We start from the raw sequence: 25210 nt of genomic DNA, 5'->3' as shown, positions 1-25210 counted from the left end.
GCGCGCCCCGTCTGCCGGCGGCGGGGCATAATGGAGGCCATGCGACGGACTGCGTGGGGGATGCTCGCTGCCCTATTCCTGATGGCCGGCACCGGATGCTCGGTGACAACCAGCGACCCTTCCTATGTCCCGCCGCCTCCGCGGCCGCCGATGGAGCAGCTGGCGAACGCGCCGCTGGCCGACGCGAAGCAGTTCTCCAGCGGCGGCGATGTCCTCTCCTTCATTTCCGCCGACCGGACCGTCGCCTGCTCGCTGACCTCCGCCCGTGGAGAGCACCTGAACCTGCCGTACGAGCAGAACAGCTACAGCAACGCGGCCAACAACAAGCTGCCCATCGTCCCCGTGGCCCACTGTGAATTGGCCGCCTATCCGGCGCCAAAAGCCGCCGATATCAAGGACGATTGCGCAGGAACCCACCTGGGCTACCTCGGCGGCACAGCCCTGCTGGCGCCGGACAGTGCACGCTACGGCGAGTGCCGTTCCGGCGTGACGACCATGGAGGCAACCTACGGACCCAAGGGAAACAAGGCAGGACCGCTGACGCAGCTGCCCGTGCTTGCCGACGGGCAGAACCTGGAGCGCAACGGACTGCGCTGTTCGGCCTACAACGGCGGTGTGGCGTGCGGAAACGTCTCCGCCGGCGTCGGATTCTTCGTTTCAACTGAACGTTACGAGCTGATTCCCGGACCGGACAAAAGCACCGCCCCGCCGCAGGCAGGGGCCTCAAAAACCCCGTAAATCCGCGGTTTTTCTACGCCCCATAGAATAGTGTGCTTACTCACATAAGAGGTACTCTGGGACGGCCCGGCCGCTCCAAAGGACTAGAGTTCCCCATGGAGCATTACGCCGCGTGGCTCGTTTCCAGACAGGCCGCCGGTGCGTGCAATCCGCAGCCCGGTCATCGTCCTTCCGATGGTGTCCGACTGTACAGAAACTACTTCGACGTAGAAGGACACTAAACCGTGGACCTGTTTGAATACCAGGCGCGCGATATGTTCGAGGCGCACGGTGTACCCGTGCTTGCCGGCATCGTGGCGTACACCCCAGAAGAAGCAAAGGCAGCTGCCGAAAAGATCGGCGGCGTGACTGTTGTCAAGGCACAGGTCAAGGTTGGCGGTCGCGGCAAGGCCGGCGGCGTCAAGGTCGCAAAGTCTGCCGACGAAGCGCTTGAGCACGCCACCAACATCCTGGGCATGGACATCAAGGGCCACACCGTTAACAAGGTGATGATCGCCCAGGGTGCAGACATCGCCGAGGAATACTACTTCTCCGTCCTGCTGGACCGGGCCAACCGCAACTACCTGGCCATGTGCTCGGTTGAGGGCGGCATGGAAATCGAGCAGCTCGCCGTCGAACGCCCCGAAGCGCTGGCCAAGATCGCCATCGACCCCGCCGTGGGCATCGACCAGGCCAAGGCCGACGAAATCGTCGCAGCCGCAGGCTTCGCCGAGGAACTGCGCGGCAAGGTCGCCGCCGTGATCCTCAAGCTCTGGGATGTCTTCAAGAAGGAAGACGCCACCCTGGTGGAGGTCAACCCCCTCGTCAAGACCGGCGCCGGCGACATCGTCGCCCTGGACGGCAAGGTCTCCCTCGACGAGAACGCCGGCTTCCGGCACGCCAAGCACGCGCAGCTCGAGGACAAGGATGCTGCAGACCCCCTTGAGGCCAAGGCAAAGGCGCAGGACCTCAACTACGTCAAGCTCGACGGCGAAGTAGGCATCATCGGCAACGGTGCAGGCCTGGTCATGTCCACCCTCGACGTCGTGGCCTATGCCGGTGAAAACCACGGCAACGTCAAGCCCGCCAACTTCCTGGACATCGGCGGCGGAGCCTCCGCCGAGGTCATGGCCGCCGGCCTGGACGTCATCCTGGGCGACGAGCAGGTCAAGTCCGTGTTCGTCAACGTCTTCGGCGGCATCACCGCCTGCGACGCCGTCGCCAAGGGCATCGTTGGCGCGCTGGCCGAGCTGGGCCACTCCGCGAACAAGCCGCTGGTAGTCCGCCTTGACGGCAACAACGTCGAGGAAGGCCGCCGCATCCTCACCGAGGCCAACCACCCGCTGGTAACCCTGGCCGCCACCATGGACGAGGGCGCCGACAAGGCCGCCGAGCTCGCCAACGCAGCTAAGTAAGGGACGCACCATGTCTATCTACCTCAACAAGGATTCCAAGGTCATCGTCCAGGGCATCACCGGCGGCGAAGGCACCAAGCACACCGCCCTGATGCTCAAGGCCGGCACCAACATTGTTGGCGGCGTCAACGCCCGCAAGGCCGGCACCACGGTCCTGCACGGTGACAGGGAAATCAACGTCTACGGCACCGTCAAGGAAGCCATGGCTGAAACCGGCGCCGACGTCTCCATCGTCTTCGTGCCGCCGGCCTTCACCAAGAACGCGGTCGTCGAAGCCATCGAGGCAGGCATCGGCCTGGTCGTGGTCATCACCGAAGGCGTTCCCGTCCAGGACTCCGCCGAATTCTGGGCGCTGGCCCAGTCCAGGGTGGACGCCGACGGCAACCAGGTCACCCGCATCATCGGCCCGAACTGCCCCGGCATCATCACCCCCGGCGAAGCATTGGTGGGCATCACCCCCGCCAACATCACCGGCAAGGGCCCGATCGGCCTGGTCTCCAAGTCCGGCACCCTGACCTACCAGATGATGTACGAACTGCGCGACTTGGGCTTCTCCACCGCCATCGGCATCGGCGGCGACCCCATCATCGGCACCACCCACATTGACGCCCTGGCCGCGTTCGAGGCTGACCCCGAGACCAAGGCCATCGTGATGATCGGTGAAATCGGCGGCGACGCCGAAGAGCGTGCTGCCGACTTCATCAAGGCCAACGTCACCAAGCCGGTTGTTGGCTACGTGGCCGGATTCACGGCTCCCGAAGGCAAGACCATGGGCCACGCAGGCGCCATCGTCTCCGGTTCCGCCGGTACCGCCCAGGCCAAGAAGGAAGCCCTCGAGGCCGCCGGCGTCAAGGTCGGCAAGACGCCGTCCGAGACCGCCAAGCTGCTGCGCGAGGTTTTCGCAGCCCTCTAGGGACTTGCACTCAGCGCGGGGCCACTCCCGCCCGCCCCATCTGATGGGGCGGGCGGGGCAGTGGCCCCGCGTTCGGCGTTTAAGCGGGTCTCGTAACCGACGTCGCCGCACTCCCTGCGTCGAGTAGGGTTGAAGGGCAAGAGGGGCCACGGTGCCCAGGCAGGGGAGCAGGATGGCAGAGGCGCGGCGCACGCTGGTTGACGTCGTCGTGGACAAGGTCCTTGAGCACATTCTCAGCGGGGAGATCAAGGCCGACGACGCCCTGCCGCCGGAGGCGGACATCGCCAAGGAATCCGGGGTCAGCAGGCTGACGGCCCGGGAGGCCATGAAAGTGCTGAAGGCCCAGAACGTGGTGTACGTCAAACGCGGCCTCGGAACATTCGTCAACCCGCCCGAACGCTGGACCGGCATGGACGCCATCATGCAGGCGGCCTCCAGGGGAGTAGCCTCCGACCAGGTGGCCCTTCGCCTGCTCGAGGTCCGCCGGATGGTGGAGACCGGTGCGGCGGAACTCGCCGCCTCCCGCCATCGCCCGGCTGACCTTGCAGCCTTGCGGGAGAGCGTGGAGCAGATGGAAGCGGCGCACAATGCCGGAGACGTCGATGCCCTGACCGTGGCCGACATCGCGTTCCATGACACCGTGCTGCGCGCGTCCGGCAACCCGTTTGTCCCCGCCCTGCTGGGCCAGCTTTCCACCCTGTTGTATGCCATGCGCCGCGAGACCTCAGCCTTCCCCGACGTGCAGCGCCACGCCATCCACCACCACAAAATGGTCCTTGCCGCCATCGCCGAGGGCGATCCTGCCACGGCGCGCTCCACAATGGACGCCCACATCACCCAGACCTTCGAGGACTACGAGAACTACCTCGCCGTCTCGAGCCGAAACGGCGCGACTGCCCGCTAGGCACTGCCGGGTGAAACCCGGGTTGCACGCCGTTCTCCCTGCCGCCCGCGGGCAGCCTCCCGCATGTGTTGACGCCCACATCTCCCTGTGGCTAGAATCGCAGTCAGACATCAGACATCTGATATCAAAATCCCCCGAAATGCCGCCAGCCAAAGGAGTCGTTATGTGCGCGCATTCCCCTCATAAAGGTCCCCACGCCACCGCGGGAGGCCAGCGATGAGCTCCCGCACCGCCGCCCCCGCACTCAGCGAACTGGGCGAGACCACCCTCCGCAAGGTCCGTCGGCGGCTGATGCCCCTGATCGTCCTTCTGTACTTCATCGCCTACCTCGACCGGAACAACGTCGGCTTCGCCAAGCTTGGCATGCAGGGCGACATCGGCCTCACCGAGGCTGCCTATGGCCTGGGTGCCGGCATCTTCTTCCTGGGCTACGCCCTGCTGGAAATCCCCAGCAACGGCGGCATGTACCGCTACGGCGCCCGCAAGTGGATTGCCCGCATCCTGATCAGCTGGGGCATCTTCGCCGCGGCCATGTTCTTGGTCAACGGCGAAGCCACCTTCTACATCATCCGCTTCCTGCTCGGCGCGGCAGAGGCCGGCTTCTTCCCGGCCATCCTCTTCTACCTGACCCTGTGGTTCCCCGCGGCGCAGCGCGTGACTGTGCTTGGCATCTTCATCCTGGCCCAGCCCATCTCCAACGCCCTCGGTGCTCCCGTCTCCGGCATGCTCCTGAACCTGGAAGGCGTCGCGGGCCTGCACGGCTGGCAGTGGCTCTACATCCTTGAAGGCATCCCCGCCATCATCCTGGGCATCATCACGCCCTTCGTCATGACGGACCGCCCGGAACACGCCAAGTGGCTCAAGCCGGAGGAGCGCGAATGGCTCTCTACGACCATGGCCGCGGAACTGGCGGACAAGCAGAAGTCCGGCAACCACAACTTCCTGGCCGGCCTGAAGGACCCGCGCACCATCGCCTACTCGGCGCTGTACTTTGGCCTGGTCTGCGGCATCTATGGCCTGGGGCTCTGGCTGCCCACCATCGTCAAGGCGCTTGGTACGTTCGACTCCACCCAGGTGGGATTCATCGTCTTCATCCCCTACGCCATCGCAGCCGTGTTCGTCTACTTCTGGAGCAAGCGCTCGGACCGCACCGGCAACCGTGTGTGGCACGCCAGCATGAGCATGGTGCTCGCCGCCGTCGGCCTCCTGGGCGCCGGGTACCTGCTCCCGGTCAATGCCGTGCTGGCCATGGTCTTCCTGACGCTCGCCGCCATGGGGATCTACTCGGCGATCGCACCCTTCCTGGCCATGCCGTCGGCCGCCCTCACCGGCGCTGCGGCCGCAGCGGGCCTTGCCATGGTCAACTCCCTTGGCAACCTGGGCGGCTTCGTGGCCCCCTACATCGTGGGCATCCTCAAGGACGCCACGGGGAACAGCCAGACCGGCCTGGTGTTCCTGGCCGCCTGCCTGGCCGTGACCGCCGCCGCCACCTACCTCTACGCACGCAAGCGGCCCGAAGGTGCCTCCGCCCCCGGAGCCACCGTGCCTGCCCCCGAAACCCACTAGGAGACCCCCATGACCACACAGCACATCTTCCCCGCGGAACGCACGGCCGTCCTGACCGGTGCGGCGTCGGCGCGCGGCATCGGCCGAGCCACGGCTGACCGGCTGGCCAGCGAGGGCTGGTCCATCGCGATCCTGGATATCAATGCCGAGGACGCCCAGGCGGCAGCCGCCGAAATCGGTTCCAGCCGGGCGGTCAAAGCGATCGGCGTGGGGGCCGACGTGTCGGACGAAGCATCCGTGGACCGGGCCATCACGGAGATCGAGCAGGCCCTTCCGCCCATCGTGGCACTGGTCAACCTGGCCGGAATCAGTTCGCCCACCCCCTTCATGGAGACCACGGTGGCGGAATGGGACAAGGTCTTCGCCATCAACATGCGCGGCACGTTCATCGTGTCCCAGCGCGTCCTCAAAGGCATGATCGAACGCGGACTGGGCAGGATCGTCAGCATCTCCTCCATCTCCGCCCAGCGCGGCGGCGGCACCTACTCCAAAGTGGCATACAGTGCCTCCAAAGCAGGAATCCTGGGCTTCACCCGTGCCCTGGCCCGGGAAGTGGGCGAGCACAACATCACCGTGAACGCGATCGCGCCGGGCCCGATCGACACGGACATCATGGGCGGCACGCTGACCGACGAGCGGAAAGCCCAAATGTCGGAGGGCATCATGATGGGCCGGGTGGGAACCAAGGAAGAAGTGGGTGCCCTGATCGCCTTCCTCCTGGGCGAGGACGCCGGTTACATCACTGCGGCCACCTACGACATCAACGGCGGCCTGCAGGTCTCCTGACCGCGCAGCCGGGACTGGTGCCGTGCGGCGTGGCGGCCGCACGGCACCGGCGTGGGTGTGCCCGGGGACACCCGGCTCCGCAGCGTTCCCGCCAGTTCACCGGCTATAGGATTTCTACATGGCAACCAAAAACCAGGCCTCGGGCGGCGTCAGCAGGCAGGTCCTCGCCGACCACGTTTACGAGGCGCTCCTGGGTGCCTTGATGGACGGCCGGCTGGAAGCCGGCACCCCCGTCAGCATTGATGGCATGGCCCGGGAACTGGACGTTTCCCCGACCCCGGTCCGTGAGGCGCTCGCGCGGCTGGAAGCCACCGGTATGGTCCGGCGGATGGCCCTGCGCGGATACCGGGTGGCGCCCCTGTTCTCTCCGGAAGAGCTTGCAGACCTGATGGACGCGCGGCTGGTGATCGAACCGGCCAATGCCTTCATGGCCTGCAAACACGCGAACCAGGAACTCACCGGGCGGCTCCAGCAGGCCATCGAGGACCTCAAAGCGGCGCCCCGCGGCCCATCGTTCGCCGAGTTCCGCGCTTATTGGGAAGCGGACGAACGCTTCCACCGCATGATCGCCGAATCGGCGAACAACCAGTTCCTGCTGTCCGCGTACAACGCCCTTGGTGGCCAGGTGCAGCGTTTCCGTTTCTTCGGGGGCCTGGGCGTCACGGACGCCGACTACGCCATTGCCGAGCACACGGAGATCCTGAAAGCCTTTGAAGCCGGCGACGCCGAGCTTGCCCGGCAGAAGATGATCGACCACATCGAAGGCGTCAAGCAGCGCTCGCAACACGACAGCGAAGTGCGGAACTAGCAGCACCGCCCGGCGCTGTCCTGGCGGCCCCGCGGCCCCCGGTCGCCACCTCATGGCCCATTGGCCTCCACAAGACCCCTTGACAATGTCGTCGAACAGCATAGATCCTATAGGAAATGCGATTCATGATCTGGAGTGACAATGCCGTACACCGCTGAAAACTGGCCCATCGCCGCTGCCCTGCTGCAGTTCCCCGGAACCCGGCCGGACGGAACCGCCGTCCAGGACGCCCCTGCCGGAGACTGGCAGCAGGTCTTCGAAGAAGTCGCCGACGCCGGTTTCACCAATGCCGACCTCACCGACAGCTGGGTCCGCCCCGGCGACCTTTCCAGCGCCCGGCTGGACGAGCTGAAAGCCGCTGCCACGGCCGCCGGCCTCGGACTTCCCTCCATCTCGGCCATCCGCCGCAGCGTGATCGAGGAAGGCAACTGGGAAGAAAACCTTGCCTACACCCACCGCACGCTCGACGCCGCAGCACAGCTTGGCTGCGAGGTTGTCTCGATCGGGCTGCACCAGGCCATTACCCCCGAGCAGCGGAAGCAGCTGTGGTTCTGGACCGTCGAGGGCCACAAAGACCCGGTGGGGGACAAGGAAAGCTGGAACAACGCCGTCACCCGTATCCGCGAAGTGGGCAAGCACGCCGCCGAACTTGGCCTCCTGGTGTCGCTGGAGATGTACGAGGACACGTACCTGGGCACCGGCGATTCCTCCGTGCAGCTGGTCCAGGACATCGACCTGCCCAACGTAGGGCTGAACCCGGACCTGGGTAACCTGATCCGCCTGCACCGCCCCATCGAAGACTGGCGGGAGCTGGTGCACAAGACCCTGCCGTACTCCAACTACTGGCACGTCAAGAACTACATCCGCGATGAAAACCAGGCCCGCAACCAGTACGTCGCCATGCCGGCTCCCATGGAATCAGGCCTCATCAGCTACCGCGAGGCGTTCCAGTTCGCCATCTCCGTCGGCTTCCAAGGCATCATCTGCACGGAGCACTACGGCGGCGACGGCCTGAGCGTCACCGCCGCCAACCAGGAGTACCTCCGGCGCCAGGTCCTGCCCAAGCGCGACGGCTACGCCCTGGGCACCAGCCTGGTGGCGCAGGGCCGGCAAACCCCCGCGGCAGTCCCTGCACGCTAGCCGGCCGGCTCCCAACCGATCCAACGGGTTCAACGAGGAATCATGACAAAGATATTTGACGATCCAGCGCAGTTCGCAGACGACGCCCTCGACGGTTTCGTGGCCGCCAACCGCCAGTATGTGGCGCGTGTCGACGGCGGTGTTGTCCGTTCCACCGAAACTCCCGAGAACCAGGTGGCAGTGGTCATCGGTGGCGGCTCCGGCCACTACCCCGCCTTCGCCGGCCTGGTGGGGGCCGGGCTCGCCGCCGGAAGCGCCTGCGGCAACATGTTTGCCTCCCCCTCCGCGGGGCAGGTCTACCGCGTTGCCAAGGCAGCCCAGACCGGCGGCGGCGTCCTCCTCAGCTACGGAAACTATGCCGGCGACGTCCTCCACTTCGGCCAGGCCCAGGACAAGCTGAACGCCGAAGGCATCCAGACCCGGACCGTGCTGGTCACCGACGACATCGCCAGCGCACCGGTCGAAGAAGTCGGAAAGCGCCGCGGTATCGCCGGCGACCTCACGGTCTTCAAAGTTGCCGGCGCGGCGGCAGAAGCCGGACTGGACCTGGACGAGGTGGAGCGGCTTGCCACCAAGGCGAACCACCACACCCGCTCCTTGGGCGTGGCGTTCGCGGGGTGCACCCTTCCCGGAGCAGCAGAGCCCCTCTTCACCGTGCCCGAAGGCATGATGTCGGTGGGGCTGGGTATCCACGGCGAACCGGGCATCTCCGAGCAGCCGCTTCCCACCGCCAGTGAACTGGCCAAGCTGCTGGTGGACGGCCTGCTGAAGGACAAGCCCGAAACCGCAAGCCAGCGGGTAGTACCCATCCTTAACGGCCTGGGGACCGTCAAGTACGACGAACTCTTCCTGCTGTTCGGCAGGATCGAAGCCCTGCTCACCGAGGCCGGACTGGAGATCGTCGAGCCCGAGTGCGGTGAGCTGGTCACCAGCCTGGACATGTCCGGCCTGTCCCTCACGCTGTTCTGGCTTGACGCCGAGCTGGAGAAGTTCTGGGCCGCCCCCGCTGACACGCCGGCCTTCCGGAAGGGCAACCTGGCACGCCGCCGGGCCCGGGCCGTCGAATCCCTGGCCGAGGCGGCAGCCATCACTTCGCTGGCCGCCACCCCGGCCTCAACCGCCCTGGCAGCCACCGCGGTTGACGCGCTGAAGGAGGCCCGCGCCGTCGTCGTCGAACACGAAGACGCCCTGGGAAAGCTGGACGCCATCGCCGGGGACGGCGACCACGGCATCGGCATGCGGCGCGGCGTGGACGCTGCCGTAGCCGCCGCGGAGCAATCCCACGCCGGCGGCGCCGGCCTGGAGGAAGTCCTTGCGGCGGCAGGGGAGCAGTGGGCCGAGCGGGCCGGGGGTACCTCCGGGGCCCTCTGGGGCGCGGCCGTCACCGCCGTCGGCAGGACGCTGGGCAGCAAGGACGCCTACACGGCCGCCGACGCGACCGCGGCCGTCAACGCCCTCCGCGACGCCATTGTCACCCTGGGCAAGGCGGAAGCCGGGGACAAGACCATGGTGGATGCGCTGCTTCCGTTCGCCGAAACCTTCGCCAAGGCAATAGACGACGGCGGCAGCCTGGCTGCAAGCCTCAGTGCGGCAGCGGAGGCGGCAGCAAAAGCCGCTGATGAGACAGCCGGCCTCAGCCCGAAGAAGGGCAGGGCCCGTCCGCTGGCCGAAAAGAGCCTGGGCCACCCGGACCCCGGTGCTGTGTCCTTTGGCCTCATCGCCCGCAGGGTGGCCGATTACGCCGCCACCATCGAAAGCCACTGAAGGAGAACCGTTATGACTGAGCAATCCCCAACCGGCTGGCGCATCGTCGTCGGCAATGACGAAGCAGGCGTGGAATACAAGAACGCCCTGCGGGAACTGCTGGAGGCTGACCCCCGGGTTGCTTCCGTGGAGGATGTGGGAGTCGGCGCCGACGACACCACCGCCTACCCCCACCTGGCCGTCGCCGCCGCCCGCAAGGTGGCGGCCGGCGAAGCGGACCGTGCCCTCCTGATCTGCGGAACCGGCCTGGGCGTCGCCATCTCAGCCAACAAGGTACCGGGCATCCGGGCCGTGACGGCCCACGACAGCTACTCCGTGGAGCGGTCTGTGCTCTCCAACAACGCGCAGGTGCTGACCCTGGGCCAGCGCGTCATCGGCCTGGAACTGGCCAAGAAGCTGGTGGGCGAGTGGCTCAACTACCGCTTCGATGAAAACTCCGCATCCGCGGCCAAAGTAGACGCCATCTGCTCCTATGAGGGCGCGTCGGAAGGACTTGAAACCACATGAGCATCCGTAATATCGCCGTCGTCGGTTCCGGCTACATGGGCGGCGGGATCGCCCAGGTCCTGGCTCTTGCCGGGGCCCGCGTGGCGCTCGCTGACGTCTCCGCCGAGATCGCCCAGGGCAACTACGAGCGCCTGCTGAAGGAATCCGACGAATTCGTGGCTGCCGGCCTCTTCCCGGCCAACGCCACGGACCTGCTGAAGGAAAACCTCTGGGCCGCCAAGGACGTCGAGGAGGCGGTGGCGGACGCCGAATACATCGAGGAGGCCGTGCCGGAAGTCCTCGAGATCAAGCACGCCACCCTGGGCCGGATCAGCGCCGCCGCGCGCCCGGACGCCATCATTGGCTCCAACACCTCCACTATTTCCATTGCCAAGCTGGCCGAAGTGGTGGAGAACCCGGAGCGCTTCCTGGGCGTCCACTTCTCCAACCCGGCACCGTTCATCCCCGGCGTGGAAGTCATTCCGCACGAGGGGACCTCCGAGGCGACCGTGCAGGCCGCCCGCACCATCGTGGGGGAGACCGGCAAGGAAACGGCTACCGTCAAGGATGTCACCGGCTTCGTGCTGAACCGGCTCCAGTACGCCCTCTTCCACGAAGCCGCCCAGGTGGTGGAGGAAGGCATCGCCACGGCCGAGGACGTGGACACGCTGGTCCGTACCACCTTCGGCTTCCGGCTGCCGTTCTTCGGTCCCTTCGCCATCGCGGACATGGCCGGCCTGGACGTCTACGCGTTCTGCTACAAGTCGCTGCAGACCGGCTTCCCGGAGCGGTTCGCCACCCCGCAGATCCTGCAGGAAAAGGTCGACGCCGGCCAGCTGGGCACCAAGACCGGCTCCGGCTTCCTCGACGTCCCGGCTGAGCGCACCGCAGCTTTGGTTGCCTACCGGAACAAGGCCTACGTCGCCATGCAGAAGCTCATCGAGGACCTGGGCCCGGCCCCGCTGTCCTAGCCCCTCCCCGAACCAGAAGGAACATTCCATGACAGTTTTCCCCGCAGACCGCACAGTGATTGTCACCGGCGCCGTCTCTGAACGCGGCATCGGCCGCGCCACGGCCGTCTACCTCGCCGAACGCGGCTGGAACATCGGCGTGATCGACCTTGACGACGCCGCCAGCAAGAGCCTGGCCAAGGAACTGGCCGAAAAGCACGGTGTCAGGGCCCACGGTGCCGGCGCCAACATCGGCGACGAAGCCTCGGTCCGCGCCGCCATCGACGAGATCGAAGCCGAGCTTCCGCAGTTGGTGGCGCTGGCGAACATCGCGGGCGTCAGCTCCCCGGTTCCCTACCTCGAGCTCGACGCCGGCGAATGGGACCGGGTGCTCAACATCAACATGAACGGCGTGCACTACGCGACCCGCCGGGCCGCCGAATCGATGGTGAAGAACCGGCTGGGCCGGATCGTGAACATCTCTTCGGTCTCCGCCCAGCGCGGCGGCGGCACGTTCAGCAAGACCCCGTACTCCGTAGCGAAGGCCGGTGTGATCGGACTGACCCGCGCCACCGCCCGCGAACTGGGTGAGTACGACATCACGGTCAACGCGATCTCGCCCGGTCCGATCGACACCGACATCATGGGCGGCACCCTCAGCGAGGAGCGCAAGGATGAACTGGTCAGGGACCTCGTGGTGAACCGGGTGGGCACCACCCGCGACATCGCGGCTGCCATCTCCTTCCTCATCGGCGAGGACGCCGGCTACATCTCCGGCCAGACGCTGAACGTCGACGGCGGCCTGTACATGCACTGACCGCGCCCCCGGCATCACCGACCGGGCGCCACCATAAGCCCCGCAGGCCGCCGGCCTGCCAGGGAATCCCCAACGTCACCACTCGAAGGAGAGTGTTGTGTCAGAAACCACCGCAACATCCAAGGAACTTCTGGGCCGTCCGGTCCTGAAGTCCGCGATTTCCAAGGCGGCCCGCCGGCTCATGCCGATGCTGGTCATCCTGTACGTCGTTTCTTTCCTTGACCGCACCAACGTCGGCTTTGCTGAGGCGGCCCTGGGAGCAGACAAAGGGGTGTCCGCCGCGGCCTTCGCCCTCGGTGCCGGCATCTTCTTCATTGGCTACGCCATCTTCGAAATCCCCAGCAACCTGCTGCTCAAGAAGGTTGGCGCCAAGATCTGGCTGGCACGCATCGCCATCACCTGGGGCATCGTCTCCGCGTGTTTCGCGTTCGTCCAGGGCGAGACCTCGTTCGTTATCCTGCGTTTCCTCCTGGGCGTCACCGAGGCCGGGCTGTTCCCCGGCGTCATCATGTACCTCGCCGAGTGGTTCCCCAACAAGGTACGGGTCCAGATGTTCGCCATCTTCTACCTGGCCCAGCCCTTCTCCCAGATGATCGGCAACCCGCTTTCGGGCTGGCTGATCAACATTGGCGACCAGGTGCCGGGCCTGCGAGGCTGGCAGGTCATGTTCTTCGTGGAAGGCCTGCTGGCCGTCCTGGCCGGCATTGCGGCCTTCTTCTTCCTGATCAACGGCCCGGAAAAGGCCAAATTCCTCAGCCGCGAGGAAAAGTATGCGCTGAAGGAGGTCATGGCACTTGAAGACACCATCAAGGACGAGACCGGGCCCCGCGGCATCCTCGCCGCCATGCGCAACGGCCGCGTCTGGTACTTCACCGTCATCTACTTCTGCCTGCAGGTCGCGGTCTATGGTGTGACCTTTTTCCTTCCCCAGCAGGTGTCCTCCCTCACCGGGCAGAAGGTGGGACTCGCCGTCGGCCTGCTGATCGCCGTTCCATGGTTCTTCGGCATCTTCTCCTGCTACTTCATCGGCAAGGCCGCGGACACGGTGGCGAAGCGGCGGAAGTTCGGCACCATCCTGTTCATCTCCACCGGACTGTGCATCTTCGGCTCAGCCTGGGCGGGGACCAACCACCAGCCGGTGCTGGGCATGGTCTTCATCACCCTGGCAGTCTGCAGCTTCCTTGCCGTTGGCCCCGTGGTGTGGTCGTACCCCACCGCGTTCCTCGCCGGGTCTGCTGCCGCGGCAGGCATCGGGTTGATCAACTCCCTCGGCAACCTGGGCGGCTTCGTAGCACCCATCCTGCGGACCGCAGTCAATGAGGCCACCCAGTCGCCAACGGGCTCCATGGGCGTCTATGCCCTGGGCGTCCTGCCGTTTGTGGCGGCCGCAATGATGTTCGCCACGAGGCGGTTCAAGAACAAGGCCGACGACCTGCTCGACTGAGCGCACCACACCATCCACGCAAGGAAACCATGAGCACCTCCGGCAGCAGCACAGGCAACGGCCCCCTCTACATCGGTGTCAGCACCAAGATGTACCTGGGCTACCAGGAAAGCCTCCGCTGGCTGTCGGAGGTGCGTTCCATCGTGGATGACAGGCCCGGGCTCGCCGCCCAGAACTCCCCGGTGCGGGTCTTCGTCATCCCTTCCTTTCCGGTACTGGAACAGGCCGCGCGGATCCTGGCCGGCTCGCCGGTGTTGCTCGGGGCCCAAAACTGCGCATGGGGGGACGGGCCGCTCACCGGGGAAGTGAGCCCCGGCATGCTGGCCGAACTTGGCGTCCGCCTGGTGGAAGTTGGACATGCCGAGCGCCGCCGGCTGTTCGCCGAGGACGACGCCGTGGTGGCCCGCAAGGTGCGTGCCGTCGTCGGCCATTCCCTCACCCCGCTGCTGTGCATCGGGGAACCGGACAGGCTCGACGCCGGTGCTGCCGCGGACTTCTGCGTGCGGCAGGTCCGGGCCGCGACGGGCGGCGACACGGACCTGCTGCCCCGCCTGGTCCTGGCCTACGAACCTGTTTGGGCCATCGGCGCCGACGAGCCCGCCGCCCCGCACCACGTCAACGCCGTCCTCGGGCTGATCCGGGAGGCCCTGGGCCCGGGCTGCCCCGTGATGTACGGCGGCAGTGCCGGCCCTGGACTGTTGCCGCAGCTGGGAGCCGCGGACGGACTCTTCCTGGGCCGGTTCGCCCACGACCCCGCGAACCTGGGCCGCGTCCTGGATGAGGCGGTGCTTTTGCGTCAGGCGGGAGCCGTTGCCCCGGCCAGCAATTCTTCCAGCCGCTCGTAACCCTCGGACAGGCCGCCCTCCATGCCGGACTGGGCCATGCCGTCGCGCGCTTCCTGGCTGGGGTAGACGGAATGTCCCCGCAGTCGGGTCCTTCCGTTGCCGAGGTCCTCGAACGTCATGAACTCCAGGCTGACCACATCCGGATATCCGCCGAACTCGAAGGTCTGGATGGCGAATTCGTTCTCGCGGACCGTGTGGAAAATGCCCTTGAACTCGTAGGCGACACCGTCGCGTCCGGTGTGCAGGTAGCTGTAGCTGCCGCCGGTGCGGAAGTCGTAGTGGTCAATGTCCATCTTCATGCCCCGCGGGCCCAGCCACTGGACAATGAGGTCCGGTTCTTTGTGGGCGCGGAACACGTCCGCGACCGGGAAATCGAACTCGCGCTCGTAATCGATGAAGGGGACGCCCTCGGGAACGCTGAGTTTCAGGGAATTGCTCATCTTGACTCCTGGGTGGATTGGTCGCCACTGTGGTGGCCGCCGCTGTGGGCAGTGCTTGATCGAAGAACGGCGTCGAGGCTGCGGAACTGGCCTTCGCGGATCAACCGGTATTGGTCAATCCATGCGGTCAGCGCCTCAAGCCGGGCCGGGTTCAGGTGCACGGGCCGGCGCTGTGCGTCCCTGGTCCGGGTCACCAGTTCCGCCTGCTCGAGTACCTGGATGTGTTTCGAGACCGCCTGCTTGGAGATCTCGAACGGTTCCGCCAATTCGTTCACTGTTGCCGGGCCCCTGCTGAGCCGGGCGATGAGGCGCCTCCGCACGGGATCTGCCAGGGCCATGAAGGCCACGTCCAGGGCCGCGTCATCGGAGATCAACATCATTTCCTTTAATCAACTTTTTTGTTTATCAACCTTGCGGTTGATTAATTGTAGGCACCATCGCGGGTTCCCTGCAAGGGTTTGTTCCCTTGTTGCATCACTTGTTAGTATGTCAGGACAAAGCAAGCAAAGGAGAATGAGCATGCCGCTGGTCCGCATTGACGTCAACGAAGGCCGCACCGCCGAAGAATTGCAGGCGCTGAGCCGAGGGATCCATGAAGCAATCCTGGCCGAGTATGGCATTCCGGAGCGGGACTACTTCCACATCCTGACGGAACACCCCCAAGGCCGGATCATTGCCCAGGATGCGGGCCTCGGATTCGAGCGCAGCGGGGGCGTGGTGATGATCCAGATTTTCACCCAGGCGGGCCGGTCGCAGGAGGCCAAGCAGGGGCTTTTCGCGGCCGTGGCGGAAAAGCTCGCCGGACTGGGGGTCGCCGGCGAGGATGTCTTCATCGGCTATGTGGAAAATGGCGCCGGTGACTGGTCGTTCGGTTTCGGCCGCGCGCAGTACGTTACCGGCGAGCTGGCGGTCCCCAAACACTGACTGCCGGCCCCTACCGGTCGTAGGGGCCGGGTCTGCTGTTGGTTGTAAGTATGTCAGAACAAACTTTTGACAGGACATTCGATCTACGGCAAAGTAGTGCCTGTGGCCCACGCCACGGCCTGCCAGTCCCGGAACTCCTGCCCCTCAAAGGGCCCGGGTTCCACACCAGAAAGGTCCGCGATCACCGTGACCCACGAGCTTCTTACGATCGGGCGCATCAGCGTTGATATCTACCCGAACGACATCGGGGTTGGCTTGGAGGACGTTAATTCCTTCGGCAAGTACTTGGGTGGTTCACCGTCCAACGTTGCTGTTGCCGCCGCCCGCCATGGCCGCCGCACTGCCGTCATTACCCGTACCGGGGATGACCCGTTCGGTGTTTACCTGCACCGCGAGCTGCGCAAGTTCAACGTCGATGACACCTTCGTGACCCCGGTGAAGGACTTGCCCACGGCGGTAACCTTCTGCGCGATCAAGCCGGCAACCGATGAGTTCCCGCTGTATTTCTACGGCCGGTTCCCCACCGCGCCGGACCTGCAGATCAAGGCTGAAGAGCTGAACCTGGACGCCATCCGCCAGGCAGGGATCTTCTGGTCCACCGTGACGGGCCTGTGCCAGGAGCCCTCCCGGTCGGCGCACATCGCAGCCCACGAAGCGCGCCCGCGCACCCGCTTGGCTGAAGGTCAGTTCACCATCCTTGACCTGGATTACCGGCCCATGTTCTGGCCATCCGAGGAAGAGGCACGGGCCGAGGTCGCCAAAGTCCTGCCGTATGTCACGGTCGCTATCGGCAACGACAAGGAGTGCGCCGTCGCCGTGGGGGAGGGGACTCCTGATGAGCAGGCGGACCGCCTGCTGGCTGCGGGCGTGGAGATCGCCGTCGTCAAGCTCGGCGCCGAAGGCGTGATGGCGAAGACCCGCACCGAGCGGGTGGTGTCCGCTCCCGTTCCGGTGGAGACGCTGAACGGCCTGGGTGCCGGCGACTCGTTTGGCGGCGCGTTCTGCCATGGGCTCCTCTCCGGCTGGCCGTTGGCCCAGGTCCTGGACTACGCCAACGCCGCAGGTGCGATCGTCGCCTCCCGGCTCTCCTGCGCAGATGCCATGCCGACGTCGGAGGAGGTCACCTCGCTGCTGGCCGAACGCGGCCGGCCGGTCCCCGGCGACGGTGCCGCCGCGCAGCTTGCCACCGAAGGAGCAGCACTGTGACCCTCACCCCGATGGCTTCCAACCGCACCCTGGATGATGATCCGCGCCGCTATGAGCACCTGAGCACCATCCGCCTTGAGGACCCGGAGGCTGTGGCCCGCGCCGCGAAGTCCCGCCGCCGCCACCCGGGCCTGAAGTCCGGACGACAGAACTTCATCGTCGCGGCCGACCACCCGGCCCGCGGCGCCCTTGCCGTCGGTGCGGATCCGGTGGCCATGGCAGACCGCCGCCAACTCCTGGACCGGCTCCAGATCGCGTTGGCCAACCCTGCAGTTGACGGTGTCCTGGCCTCCCCGGACATCATGGACGACCTCCTGCTGCTGGGTGCCCTGGACGGGAAGCTCGTGTTCGGTTCGATGAACCGTGGCGGCCTGGCCGGGCTGGTCAACGAGATCGATGACCGGTTCACCGGCCACACGGCGGCGGCGCTGGCGGCCCTTGGTGCCGACGGCGGGAAGATGCTGACCCGGATCTGCCTGGGCGACCCGGATACGGTCGCCACCCTGGAGGCGACCGCCCACGCGATCGATTCGCTGGCCGAACGGAAACTGATCGCCATGGTGGAGCCCTTCCTCTCGGTCCGCGAAAACGGCCGCGTCCGCAACGACCTGTCCACCAATGCGGTGATCAAGTCCATTGCGATCGCCGAAGGCCTGGGTTCCACCAGCGCCTACACCTGGATGAAGCTGCCGGTGGTGGCGGAGATGGAACGCGTCATGGCGGCCACCACCATGCCCACGGTACTCCTGGGCGGTGACCCGGACGGCACCCAGGATGAGGTCTTCGCCACCTGGGAAGCAGCGCTGGCGCTTCCCGGCGTCCAAGGCCTCACGGTGGGCCGCACCCTTCTCTATCCCGCAGACGGGGATGTCGCCGGCGCCGTCGCCACCGCCGCCTCGCTGCTGCGCCACACCACGGAAGCATCGGAGTAGTCCCCATGGGCACCACAGGAACACGCAGGATGACGGTGGCCCAGGCCGTCGTCGAATACCTGTCCAAGCAGTACACCGTTGACAACGTTGGCGGCGTGGACTACCGGGAGCGGCTCATTCCGGGCACCTTCGGTATCTTCGGCCACGGCAACGTTGCCGGCGTTGGCCAGGCGCTGAAGCAATACCAGCAGCAGGACCCGTCCCTGATGCCCTACTACCAGGGCCGGAACGAGCAGGCCCAGGTCCACCAGGCTGTCGGCTACGCCCGGCACACCCGCCGCCGCCAGACGTTCGCCATCAGCACCTCGATCGGCCCGGGGTCCTCGAACCTGCTGACCGGCGCCGCCTTGGCCACCACCAACCGTTTGCCGGTCCTGCTGCTGCCGTCTGACACGTTCGCCACCAGGGTCGCGGATCCGGTGCTGCAGCAGCTCGAACAGCCGTACGCCTATGACCTCTCGGTCAACGACGCGTTCCGGCCGCTGTCCAAGTTCTTCGACCGGGTCTCCCGGCCGGAGCAGCTGTTCTCCGCGTTCCACCACGGGCTGCGGGTCCTGACCGACCCGGCCGAAACCGGGGCGGTGACTATTTCGCTGCCGCAGGATGTCCAGGCCGAGGCGCTCGACGTCCCGGAGGAATTCCTGGCCGAGCGGGAATGGCGGATCCGCCGCCCCGAGGCCGAGGACGACGACATCGCCCGCGCCGCGGCGGCGATCCGCGCCGCCAAGCGCCCGCTGGTCATCGCCGGCGGCGGCGTCCTCTACGCCTACGCCAACGACGAACTGGCAAAGTTCGCCGAGCTGACGGGCATCCCGGTGGGCAACACGCAGGCCGGCGTCGGCGTCCTGCCGTGGGACCACAAGCACTCCCTCGGAGCGATCGGCTCCACCGGCACCACCGCGGCGAACGCCATTGCCGCAGAGGCAGACCTGATCATTGGCATCGGCACGCGCTACGAGGACTTCACCACCGCGTCACGCACAGCGTTCCAGAACCCCGACGTGACGTTCATCAACATCAACGTCGCCCCGCTCGATGCCTACAAGCACGGCACCAGCCTTCCGATCGTCGCGGACGCCCGCAAGGCGCTGGTGAAGCTGAACGCGGCCCTGGGTGGCTACCGTACCGGCGCAGACCTGGCGGAAAAGGTCGCGGCGGAGAAGAAGCGTTGGGACGCCACCGTGGATCAGGCGTTCGACACCCGGTACACCCCGCTGCCGGCGCAGAACGAAATCATCGGCGCCACCAACCGGGCCATGGAGGCGGCGGATGTGGTGATCTGCGCTGCAGGGTCGCTGCCCGGCGATCTGCACAAGATGTGGCGCGTCCGCGACCCGTTCGGCTACCACGTCGAATACGCCTACTCCTGCATGGGCTACGAAATTCCCGGCGGCCTCGGGGTCAAGCGGGCAGTGCTCGCCGAAGCGGCGCGTGCGACGGCGGCAGGCGGGGACCGCGCGGACGTACGGGACGTCGTCGTCATGGTGGGCGATGGCTCCTACCTGATGATGCACACCGAACTGGTCACCGCGGTCGCCGAACGCATCAAACTGATCGTGGTCCTGATCCAGAACCATGGATACGCCTCCATCGGCTCCCTGTCCGAATCCCTGGGCTCGCAGCGCTTCGGCACCCGCTACCGGGCCCTGGACGAGGAGCAGCACAGCTTCGACACCGGCGAGACCCTGCCGGTGGACCTTGCACTGAACGCCGAATCCCTGGGCGTGAAGGTCATCAGGATCGAACCCGGGGAGAAGGTGATCGCCGAACTGGAGCAGGCCATCCGCGATGCCAAAGCCGCCCCTGAGGGCAGCGGGCCCATCCTGATCCATGTCGAGTCCGATCCTCTCCTGGACGCACCATCCTCCGAGTCCTGGTGGGACGTTCCGGTCGCGCAGGTTTCCGAACTGGACTCCACCACGCAGGCCTACGGGGCCTACGCCGACCACAAGTCACGCCAGCGCAAACTGCTCGGCTGACCCACTTTCCCCTACTCAAGGAAGAGTTCCATGACTGCCACCACCACTGAAGCTACCGTGATCAACCACTTCATCAACGGCGCCGAAACCCCGGGCGAGGGCGACCGCACCACGAACGTCTACAACCCGGCCACCGGCCAGGTCACCGGCGAGCTGCGCCTGGCCAACCGGGCCGACTTGGACACTGCCGTCGCCGCTGCCCGCAAGGCCGCCGATTCCTGGGGCGAGACCTCCCTGGCCAGGCGTACCGCAGTGCTGTTCACGTTCCGCGAGCTCGTCGCCGCCCATGTGGATGAACTCGCGGCCCTGGTCACCGCCGAGCACGGCAAGGTCCTTTCCGACGCCAAGGGCGAGATCGGCCGTGGCCTGGAAGTGGTGGAGTACGCCTGCGGGATCCCCACCCTGCTCAAGGGCGACTACTCGGACCAGGTCTCCACCGGCATCGACGTCTTCTCCTTCCGTGAACCGCTCGGCGTGGTTGCGGGCATCACCCCGTTCAACTTCCCCGTCATGGTGCCGCTGTGGATGGCCCCGATGGCGATTGCCACGGGCAACGCCTTCATCCTGAAGCCCTCCGAACGCGACCCTTCCGCCTCCCTGCTGCTGGCCAAGCTTTGGAAGGAAGCCGGGCTGCCGGACGGCGTGTTCCAGGTCCTGCACGGCGACAAGGAAACCGTGGACGGGCTCCTCACCCACCCGGACGTGGACGGCATCTCCTTTGTCGGCTCCACCCCGATCGCCCAGTACGTCCACGAGACCGCCACCCGGCACGGCAAGCGCGTCCAGGCGCTGGGCGGGGCGAAGAACCACGCCATCGTCCTGCCCGACGCCGACCTGGACAATGCGGCGGACCACCTCGCGGCCGCCGCGTTCGGCTCCGCCGGCGAACGCTGCATGGCCATCTCCGTCGCGGTCGCCGTCGGAGACGCCGCCGATGCATTGGTGGCAAAGGTCCAGGAACGCGCCGAAGCCGTGAGGGTCAACAACGGCACCGCGCCCGGCGCCGAAATGGGCCCTGTCATCACCCCGGCCTCCAAGGAACGCATTGTCCGGATCGTCACCGACGCCGAAACCGCCGGCGCCGCCATGGTGGTGGACGGCCGCGACCTGGTGGTCCCCGGCCACGAAAACGGCTTCTGGGTAGGCCCCACCGTCCTCGACCATGTCAAGACCGAAATGACCGCCTACACGGAGGAAATCTTCGGTCCCGTCCTGGTGGTGGTCCGCGTCGATACCCTCGAGGACGGCATCAAGCTGATCAACGCCAATCCCTACGGCAACGGCACCGCCATCTTCACCTCCTCCGGCGCGGCCGCCCGCACGTTCCAGCGCTCGGTAACCGTCGGCATGATCGGCATTAACGTGCCCCTTCCGGTACCGGTGGCCTACCACTCCTTCGGCGGCTGGAAAGCCTCCCTCTTCGGCGACAAGCACATGTACGGTCCCGAAGGCGTCTCCTTCTACACCCGCGGCAAAGTGGTCACCTCCCGCTGGCCCGAAACCCACCACGCCTCCGGCGCCTCCTACAACTTCCCCTCCAACTAGTCCCCATCCGGTTTCGGCACGTTCAACCACCGGTGGTTGAACCTGCCGAAACCCTCCAAAGGAACAGGCACATGACTGAGAACAAGCTGATCATCGGCACGGCACCGGACTCCTGGGGCGTCTGGTTCGCGGACGATCCCCAGCAGACCCCGTGGGAACGCTTCCTCGACGAGGTGGCCGAATCAGGCTACAAATGGATCGAGCTGGGCCCCTATGGCTACTTGCCCAACGATCCCATCCGGCTTGCCGAAGAACTGAAGCAGCGTGACCTCAAGGTCACCGCCGGCACCGTATTCACCGCGTTCCACCGCGGCCTGGACCAGTGGGAAACCGCCTGGGAACCTGCCCGGAAAGTCGCTGAACTGACCGCCGCCATGGGCGGAGAGCATATGGTGGTCATCCCGGCCATGTGGCGCGACGACGTCACCGGCGAAGCCGTGGAGAGCGGGACACTGAGCGAGAAGGGTTGGCGAGACCTGTTCGCCGGCCACGACCGCCTGGGCAAGACCCTCCTGGAGGACTTTGGCCTGCAGCAGCAGTTCCACTCCCACGCAGACTCGCACGTGGGAGCCCAGGAGGACATTAAAACCCTTCTGAACGCCACGGACCCGAAATACCTGAACTTGTGCCTGGACACCGGCCATGCCGAATACTGCGGCGCCTCAAGCCTGGAACTGATCAAGAACTACCCGGACCGGATCGGCTACCTGCACTTGAAGCAGGTCAACCCGGAGATCCTGAAGAAGGTCAACGACGAGAACATGACCTGGGCCGCGGCGAACCTCGCAGGAGTCATGACCGAACCGCCGAACGGGCTGCCCGACCTGCGTGCGGTCATCGACGCAGTGGAAGCCTTGAACCGGCCCATCTTCGGCATCGTGGAGCAGGACATGTACCCCGTGGCCTTCGACGTTCCGATGCCGATCGCCAAGCGCACCCGAAACTACCTGCTGTCCTGCGGCTCCCGCACCACTGTCAATTGACGGACCAGCACAGGCGGACTGCACCTCCCTTCCCTCCAGAACCAGAAGGACTGAACAATGACTGAATCCCTCCGCGTCGCCGTTATCGGGGCAGGCCGCATGGGCGCAGACCACATCCAGCGCCTCAGCAAGCGCATCCACGGAGCAGAAGTTGCCGCCGTCGTCGACGTCGACCTTGCCCGCGCGCAGGCCGCCATCGAAGGCATCCCCGGTGCCGTTGCCCTCACCGACGCCGAGGAAGCCCTCACTCACGGTGGCGTCAACGCGGTGCTGATCGCCACCCCGGGGTTCCTCCACCAGGACATCCTGCTCAAAGCGCTCGCCAAGGACATCCCGATCCTCTGCGAAAAGCCGCTCACCCCGGACGCCGAATCATCCTGGAAAATCGTCGAAGCCGAGGTTGCCCTGGGCCACCAGCGCATCCAGGTGGGCTTCATGCGCCGCTTCGACGCCGAATACGCAGCCCTTGGCTCGATCATCCGGAACCAGGAATTGGGTGAGCTGCTGATGCTGCACCATCAGCACCGCAACCCCACCACCCCCGAAGGCTTCACCAACGAGATGCTCATCAACGACTCCGTCGTCCACGAATTCGACGCCATCCGCTACTTCACCGGTGAGGAAATCACCAGCGTCCAGGTCCGCCTGGGCAAGGCAACCAGGACCGCGCCCAACGGCCAGCACGATCCCCAGCACGTCCTCATTGAAACCGAGTCAGGGGTCCTGGCCGACGTCGAAATCTACGTCAATGCCAAGTTCGGCTACGAAGTGGCTACCCAGGCCACCTTCGAGGACGGCATCGTCAGCATCGGCGGGGACACCGGCCCTTACACGCGCAGCGCCGGCCGTTGGGGCGGCAACGTCACGCCAGGGTTCGAGGAGCGTTTCGGAGCCGCGTACGACGTCGAAATCCAGTCGTGGGTGGACGCGGCACTTAAGGGCGGGATCGGCGGCCCCTCCGCCTGGGACGGGTACGCCACCGCCGCGTGCTGCGAAGCGGGCGTCGAGGCGCAGAAGAACGGTGAAAAGGTGGCCGTGAAGTTGGCCGCAAAGCCGGACCTGTACAAGTAGGACAGGAGGGGGACGGGCCGGCCGTCCGTCCCTCTTTTGTGTCCGCATCCCTGCTGGTCCACAATGGAGTGTTTATGTGAAATCCACTCCTGACCAGCATGCGTCGCACGGGCTGCAGCACGCCACCATCCCGCCGGGCAACCACAGGCGGGCACTGCGGACTGCCACCATCATCGCCACCTTGGGCGGCCTGCTCTTCGGCTATGACACCGGTGTAATCAACGGGGCACTGCCGTACATGCAGGAGGACCTGGGCCTGACACCACTGACCGAGGGCCTGGTCACGTCGTCCCTGCTGTTCGGTGCGGCCTTCGGTGCATTGTTCGGCGGACGCTTGGCGGATCGCCACGGCCGGCGGCTGGTGCTCATGGGGCTGGCCGTGATCTTCCTGGCGGGCACCCTTGCCTGTACCTTCTCGCCGAACACCGGGGTGATGGTCGCCGCCCGGTTCGTCCTGGGGCTCGCCGTGGGCGGGGCGTCCGTTACGGTCCCTGTGTATCTGGCCGAGGTGGCGCCGGGAAACCGGCGCGGCCGCATTGTCACGCGAAACGAACTCATGATCGTCACCGGGCAGCTGCTGGCGTTCACCTTCAACGCCTGCCTGGGCAACTCCTTCGGCGGGTCGCACGGCATTTGGCGCTGGATGCTGGTGATCGCCACGCTGCCGGCCATCGCTTTGTGGATCGGGATGAACTTCATGCCGGAGAGCCCCCGGTGGCTGGCGTCCACTGGCAGCTTCGGCGAGACGCTCAGGGTGCTGCAGCGGATCCGATCGCAGGAGGAAGCAGCCAGGGAGTTCGAAGAAGTCAAAGCCATGGCCCTGGAAGACGGCAAGTCCACGATGGGCTCGTGGAAGGACCTCGGCATCCCATGGCTCCGGCGCATCTTCTTCGTGGGACTGGGCCTTGCCGTGATCCAGCAGATTACCGGCGTGAACTCGATCATGTACTACGGAACCCAGATCCTCTCCACGTCAGGCTTTGGCCGCGAGGCCGCCTTGACGGCCAATATCGCCAACGGCGCCATCTCGGTGCTTGCCACGTTCGTGGGCATCTGGCTGCTGGGCAAGGTGGGCCGGCGCAGGATGCTGATCACGGGACAAATTGGCACCACGACGACGCTGCTGCTGATCGGCCTCTTCTCGCTGATCCTCCCCGAAGGCCCGGACAGGGGCTTCGCCATCCTAGCCCTGACCGTGACGTTCCTGGCCTTCCAGCAAGGCGCGATTTCACCGGTGACGTGGCTGATGCTCTCGGAAATCTTTCCGTTGAAGATCCGGGGGCTGGGGATGGGTGCTTCGGCGTTCCTGCTGTGGACCATCAACTTCCTGGTCGGTTTCGGATTCCCGCAGCTGCTGGCCGTCATCGGGATCTCCAACACCTTCTTCGTGTTTGCCGGCTTGGGCATCGGTGCCATCGGCTTCGCCGCCAAGTACGTGCCGGAGACCAAGGACAAGAGCCTGGAGGACTTGGAGCACTACTTCAAGAACGTCGTCGCCGGCCACCCCACGGACGCCGCGGCCAAGGTTCCCTGACCCTCCCCGTCCGTTACCACGCAGGAAGCAGCGTCCCGCGT

At 66.0% G+C, this 25210-nt stretch carries 24 protein-coding genes; 22 read left to right on the top strand and 2 right to left on the bottom strand.

Annotation, left to right across the window (positions count from 1 at the left end):
• Nucleotides 1–60 precede the first annotated feature (60 nt).
• The 14 genes from AC4EEO_RS14865 (at nt 61) to AC4EEO_RS14800 (ending at nt 14555) form a co-directional block, all read left to right on the top strand.
• Nucleotides 61–738 carry a hypothetical protein gene (locus AC4EEO_RS14865; protein WP_491340430.1) on the top strand — a complete coding sequence of 226 codons (678 nt, stop codon included), beginning with the start codon at nt 61–63 and terminating at the stop codon, nt 736–738.
• 224 nt (nt 739–962) lie between these two features.
• Nucleotides 963–2132, top strand: a complete 1170-nt coding sequence (gene sucC, locus AC4EEO_RS14860; protein ID WP_018762175.1) for an ADP-forming succinate--CoA ligase subunit beta — start codon at nt 963–965, stop codon at nt 2130–2132.
• 10 nt (nt 2133–2142) lie between these two features.
• Complete coding sequence (gene sucD / locus AC4EEO_RS14855; protein WP_491339179.1) at nt 2143–3045, top strand: succinate--CoA ligase subunit alpha; 903 nt, start codon at nt 2143–2145, stop codon at nt 3043–3045.
• A gap of 172 nt (nt 3046–3217) precedes the next feature.
• On the top strand, nt 3218–3949 hold the full coding sequence (locus AC4EEO_RS14850; protein ID WP_018762177.1) for a FadR/GntR family transcriptional regulator: 732 nt from the start codon (nt 3218–3220) through the stop codon (nt 3947–3949).
• 216 nt (nt 3950–4165) lie between these two features.
• The gene (locus AC4EEO_RS14845) at nt 4166–5515 is read left to right on the top strand and encodes an MFS transporter (RefSeq protein ID WP_491339178.1); all 1350 of its coding nucleotides are present in this window, start codon (nt 4166–4168) and stop codon (nt 5513–5515) included.
• Between the two features lie 9 nt (nt 5516–5524).
• Nucleotides 5525–6301, top strand: a complete 777-nt coding sequence (locus AC4EEO_RS14840; protein ID WP_491339177.1) for an SDR family NAD(P)-dependent oxidoreductase — start codon at nt 5525–5527, stop codon at nt 6299–6301.
• A 118-nt stretch (nt 6302–6419) separates the two neighbouring features.
• On the top strand, nt 6420–7109 hold the full coding sequence (locus AC4EEO_RS14835; RefSeq protein WP_491329370.1) for a GntR family transcriptional regulator: 690 nt from the start codon (nt 6420–6422) through the stop codon (nt 7107–7109).
• 141 nt (nt 7110–7250) lie between these two features.
• A complete protein-coding gene (locus AC4EEO_RS14830) occupies nt 7251–8249 on the top strand; it encodes a sugar phosphate isomerase/epimerase family protein (protein ID WP_491339176.1) in 999 nt (332 codons plus the stop codon).
• 42 nt (nt 8250–8291) lie between these two features.
• The gene (locus AC4EEO_RS14825) at nt 8292–10013 is read left to right on the top strand and encodes a dihydroxyacetone kinase family protein (RefSeq protein ID WP_491339175.1); all 1722 of its coding nucleotides are present in this window, start codon (nt 8292–8294) and stop codon (nt 10011–10013) included.
• 12 nt (nt 10014–10025) lie between these two features.
• A complete protein-coding gene (locus AC4EEO_RS14820; RefSeq protein ID WP_018762183.1) occupies nt 10026–10520 on the top strand; it encodes a ribose-5-phosphate isomerase in 495 nt (164 codons plus the stop codon).
• Entirely contained in the window at nt 10517–11470 is a 954-nt protein-coding gene (locus tag AC4EEO_RS14815; protein WP_491339174.1) for a 3-hydroxyacyl-CoA dehydrogenase family protein, read from the top strand. Before AC4EEO_RS14820 ends, AC4EEO_RS14815 begins: the two co-directional genes overlap by 4 nt.
• 28 nt (nt 11471–11498) lie before the next feature.
• Nucleotides 11499–12266 (top strand): SDR family NAD(P)-dependent oxidoreductase, encoded by a 768-nt coding sequence (locus tag AC4EEO_RS14810; RefSeq protein ID WP_133832505.1) that lies wholly within the window; start codon nt 11499–11501, stop codon nt 12264–12266.
• 97 nt (nt 12267–12363) lie between these two features.
• Nucleotides 12364–13710 carry an MFS transporter gene (locus AC4EEO_RS14805; protein WP_491339173.1) on the top strand — a complete coding sequence of 449 codons (1347 nt, stop codon included), beginning with the start codon at nt 12364–12366 and terminating at the stop codon, nt 13708–13710.
• Between the two features lie 29 nt (nt 13711–13739).
• Entirely contained in the window at nt 13740–14555 is an 816-nt protein-coding gene (locus tag AC4EEO_RS14800) for a triose-phosphate isomerase family protein (protein ID WP_491339172.1), read from the top strand.
• Here the strand turns inward: AC4EEO_RS14800 and AC4EEO_RS14795 are convergent.
• Nucleotides 14507–14995 (bottom strand): SRPBCC family protein, encoded by a 489-nt coding sequence (locus tag AC4EEO_RS14795; protein ID WP_018762188.1) that lies wholly within the window; start codon nt 14993–14995, stop codon nt 14507–14509. The genes AC4EEO_RS14800 and AC4EEO_RS14795 overlap by 49 nt on opposite strands.
• Nucleotides 14992–15372 (bottom strand): ArsR/SmtB family transcription factor, encoded by a 381-nt coding sequence (locus tag AC4EEO_RS14790; RefSeq protein ID WP_240617841.1) that lies wholly within the window; start codon nt 15370–15372, stop codon nt 14992–14994. The genes AC4EEO_RS14795 and AC4EEO_RS14790 overlap by 4 nt, the downstream gene beginning before the upstream one ends.
• Before the next feature lie 142 nt (nt 15373–15514).
• Between AC4EEO_RS14790 and AC4EEO_RS14785 the strand changes: the two genes are divergently transcribed.
• The 8 genes from AC4EEO_RS14785 to AC4EEO_RS14750 all read left to right on the top strand — a co-directional run bounded on the left by AC4EEO_RS14785 (nt 15515) and on the right by AC4EEO_RS14750 (nt 25169).
• Nucleotides 15515–15919, top strand: a complete 405-nt coding sequence (locus AC4EEO_RS14785; protein ID WP_109863835.1) for a tautomerase family protein — start codon at nt 15515–15517, stop codon at nt 15917–15919.
• Nucleotides 15920–16105: 186 nt separating this feature from the next.
• Nucleotides 16106–17125 carry a 5-dehydro-2-deoxygluconokinase gene (iolC, locus tag AC4EEO_RS14780; RefSeq protein ID WP_491339171.1) on the top strand — a complete coding sequence of 340 codons (1020 nt, stop codon included), beginning with the start codon at nt 16106–16108 and terminating at the stop codon, nt 17123–17125.
• Nucleotides 17126–17136: 11 nt separating this feature from the next.
• Nucleotides 17137–18057 carry a Cgl0159 family (beta/alpha)8-fold protein gene (locus AC4EEO_RS14775; RefSeq protein ID WP_196803332.1) on the top strand — a complete coding sequence of 307 codons (921 nt, stop codon included), beginning with the start codon at nt 17137–17139 and terminating at the stop codon, nt 18055–18057.
• A gap of 29 nt (nt 18058–18086) precedes the next feature.
• Complete coding sequence (gene iolD / locus AC4EEO_RS14770; protein WP_491340429.1) at nt 18087–20036, top strand: 3D-(3,5/4)-trihydroxycyclohexane-1,2-dione acylhydrolase (decyclizing); 1950 nt, start codon at nt 18087–18089, stop codon at nt 20034–20036.
• Between the two features lie 30 nt (nt 20037–20066).
• On the top strand, nt 20067–21581 hold the full coding sequence (locus AC4EEO_RS14765) for a CoA-acylating methylmalonate-semialdehyde dehydrogenase (protein ID WP_018762194.1): 1515 nt from the start codon (nt 20067–20069) through the stop codon (nt 21579–21581).
• A gap of 71 nt (nt 21582–21652) precedes the next feature.
• Complete coding sequence (locus AC4EEO_RS14760; RefSeq protein WP_491339170.1) at nt 21653–22564, top strand: sugar phosphate isomerase/epimerase family protein; 912 nt, start codon at nt 21653–21655, stop codon at nt 22562–22564.
• A 57-nt stretch (nt 22565–22621) separates the two neighbouring features.
• Nucleotides 22622–23635, top strand: coding sequence for a Gfo/Idh/MocA family protein (locus AC4EEO_RS14755; RefSeq protein WP_133832500.1), 1014 nt, complete (start codon nt 22622–22624; stop codon nt 23633–23635).
• A gap of 76 nt (nt 23636–23711) precedes the next feature.
• Nucleotides 23712–25169, top strand: coding sequence for a sugar porter family MFS transporter (locus AC4EEO_RS14750; RefSeq protein ID WP_491339169.1), 1458 nt, complete (start codon nt 23712–23714; stop codon nt 25167–25169).
• The last annotated feature ends 41 nt before the right edge of the window (nt 25170–25210 follow it).

This window comes from Pseudarthrobacter sp. MOO13 (genome assembly GCF_058267655.1).
Note: the sequence above shows the minus strand (reverse complement) of the source record. Positions and strands in the feature narration are given on the sequence as shown.

What these genes read in the sequence shown, in the direction of transcription:
- AC4EEO_RS14865 (WP_491340430.1), top strand. Translation starts at nt 61, where the DNA reads ATGCTCGCTGCCCTATTCCTGATGGCCGGCACCGGATGCTCGGTGACA.
- sucD (WP_491339179.1), top strand. Translation starts at nt 2,143, where the DNA reads ATGTCTATCTACCTCAACAAGGATTCCAAGGTCATCGTCCAGGGCATC.
- AC4EEO_RS14850 (WP_018762177.1), top strand. Translation starts at nt 3,218, where the DNA reads ATGGCAGAGGCGCGGCGCACGCTGGTTGACGTCGTCGTGGACAAGGTC.
- AC4EEO_RS14845 (WP_491339178.1), top strand. Translation starts at nt 4,166, where the DNA reads ATGAGCTCCCGCACCGCCGCCCCCGCACTCAGCGAACTGGGCGAGACC.
- AC4EEO_RS14840 (WP_491339177.1), top strand. Translation starts at nt 5,525, where the DNA reads ATGACCACACAGCACATCTTCCCCGCGGAACGCACGGCCGTCCTGACC.
- AC4EEO_RS14835 (WP_491329370.1), top strand. Translation starts at nt 6,420, where the DNA reads ATGGCAACCAAAAACCAGGCCTCGGGCGGCGTCAGCAGGCAGGTCCTC.
- AC4EEO_RS14830 (WP_491339176.1), top strand. Translation starts at nt 7,251, where the DNA reads ATGCCGTACACCGCTGAAAACTGGCCCATCGCCGCTGCCCTGCTGCAG.
- AC4EEO_RS14825 (WP_491339175.1), top strand. Translation starts at nt 8,292, where the DNA reads ATGACAAAGATATTTGACGATCCAGCGCAGTTCGCAGACGACGCCCTC.
- AC4EEO_RS14820 (WP_018762183.1), top strand. Translation starts at nt 10,026, where the DNA reads ATGACTGAGCAATCCCCAACCGGCTGGCGCATCGTCGTCGGCAATGAC.
- AC4EEO_RS14815 (WP_491339174.1), top strand. Translation starts at nt 10,517, where the DNA reads ATGAGCATCCGTAATATCGCCGTCGTCGGTTCCGGCTACATGGGCGGC.
- AC4EEO_RS14810 (WP_133832505.1), top strand. Translation starts at nt 11,499, where the DNA reads ATGACAGTTTTCCCCGCAGACCGCACAGTGATTGTCACCGGCGCCGTC.
- AC4EEO_RS14800 (WP_491339172.1), top strand. Translation starts at nt 13,740, where the DNA reads ATGAGCACCTCCGGCAGCAGCACAGGCAACGGCCCCCTCTACATCGGT.
- AC4EEO_RS14795 (WP_018762188.1), bottom strand. Translation starts at nt 14,995, where the DNA reads ATGAGCAATTCCCTGAAACTCAGCGTTCCCGAGGGCGTCCCCTTCATC.
- AC4EEO_RS14790 (WP_240617841.1), bottom strand. Translation starts at nt 15,372, where the DNA reads ATGTTGATCTCCGATGACGCGGCCCTGGACGTGGCCTTCATGGCCCTG.
- AC4EEO_RS14785 (WP_109863835.1), top strand. Translation starts at nt 15,515, where the DNA reads ATGCCGCTGGTCCGCATTGACGTCAACGAAGGCCGCACCGCCGAAGAA.
- AC4EEO_RS14775 (WP_196803332.1), top strand. Translation starts at nt 17,137, where the DNA reads ATGGCTTCCAACCGCACCCTGGATGATGATCCGCGCCGCTATGAGCAC.
- iolD (WP_491340429.1), top strand. Translation starts at nt 18,087, where the DNA reads ATGACGGTGGCCCAGGCCGTCGTCGAATACCTGTCCAAGCAGTACACC.
- AC4EEO_RS14765 (WP_018762194.1), top strand. Translation starts at nt 20,067, where the DNA reads ATGACTGCCACCACCACTGAAGCTACCGTGATCAACCACTTCATCAAC.
- AC4EEO_RS14760 (WP_491339170.1), top strand. Translation starts at nt 21,653, where the DNA reads ATGACTGAGAACAAGCTGATCATCGGCACGGCACCGGACTCCTGGGGC.
- AC4EEO_RS14755 (WP_133832500.1), top strand. Translation starts at nt 22,622, where the DNA reads ATGACTGAATCCCTCCGCGTCGCCGTTATCGGGGCAGGCCGCATGGGC.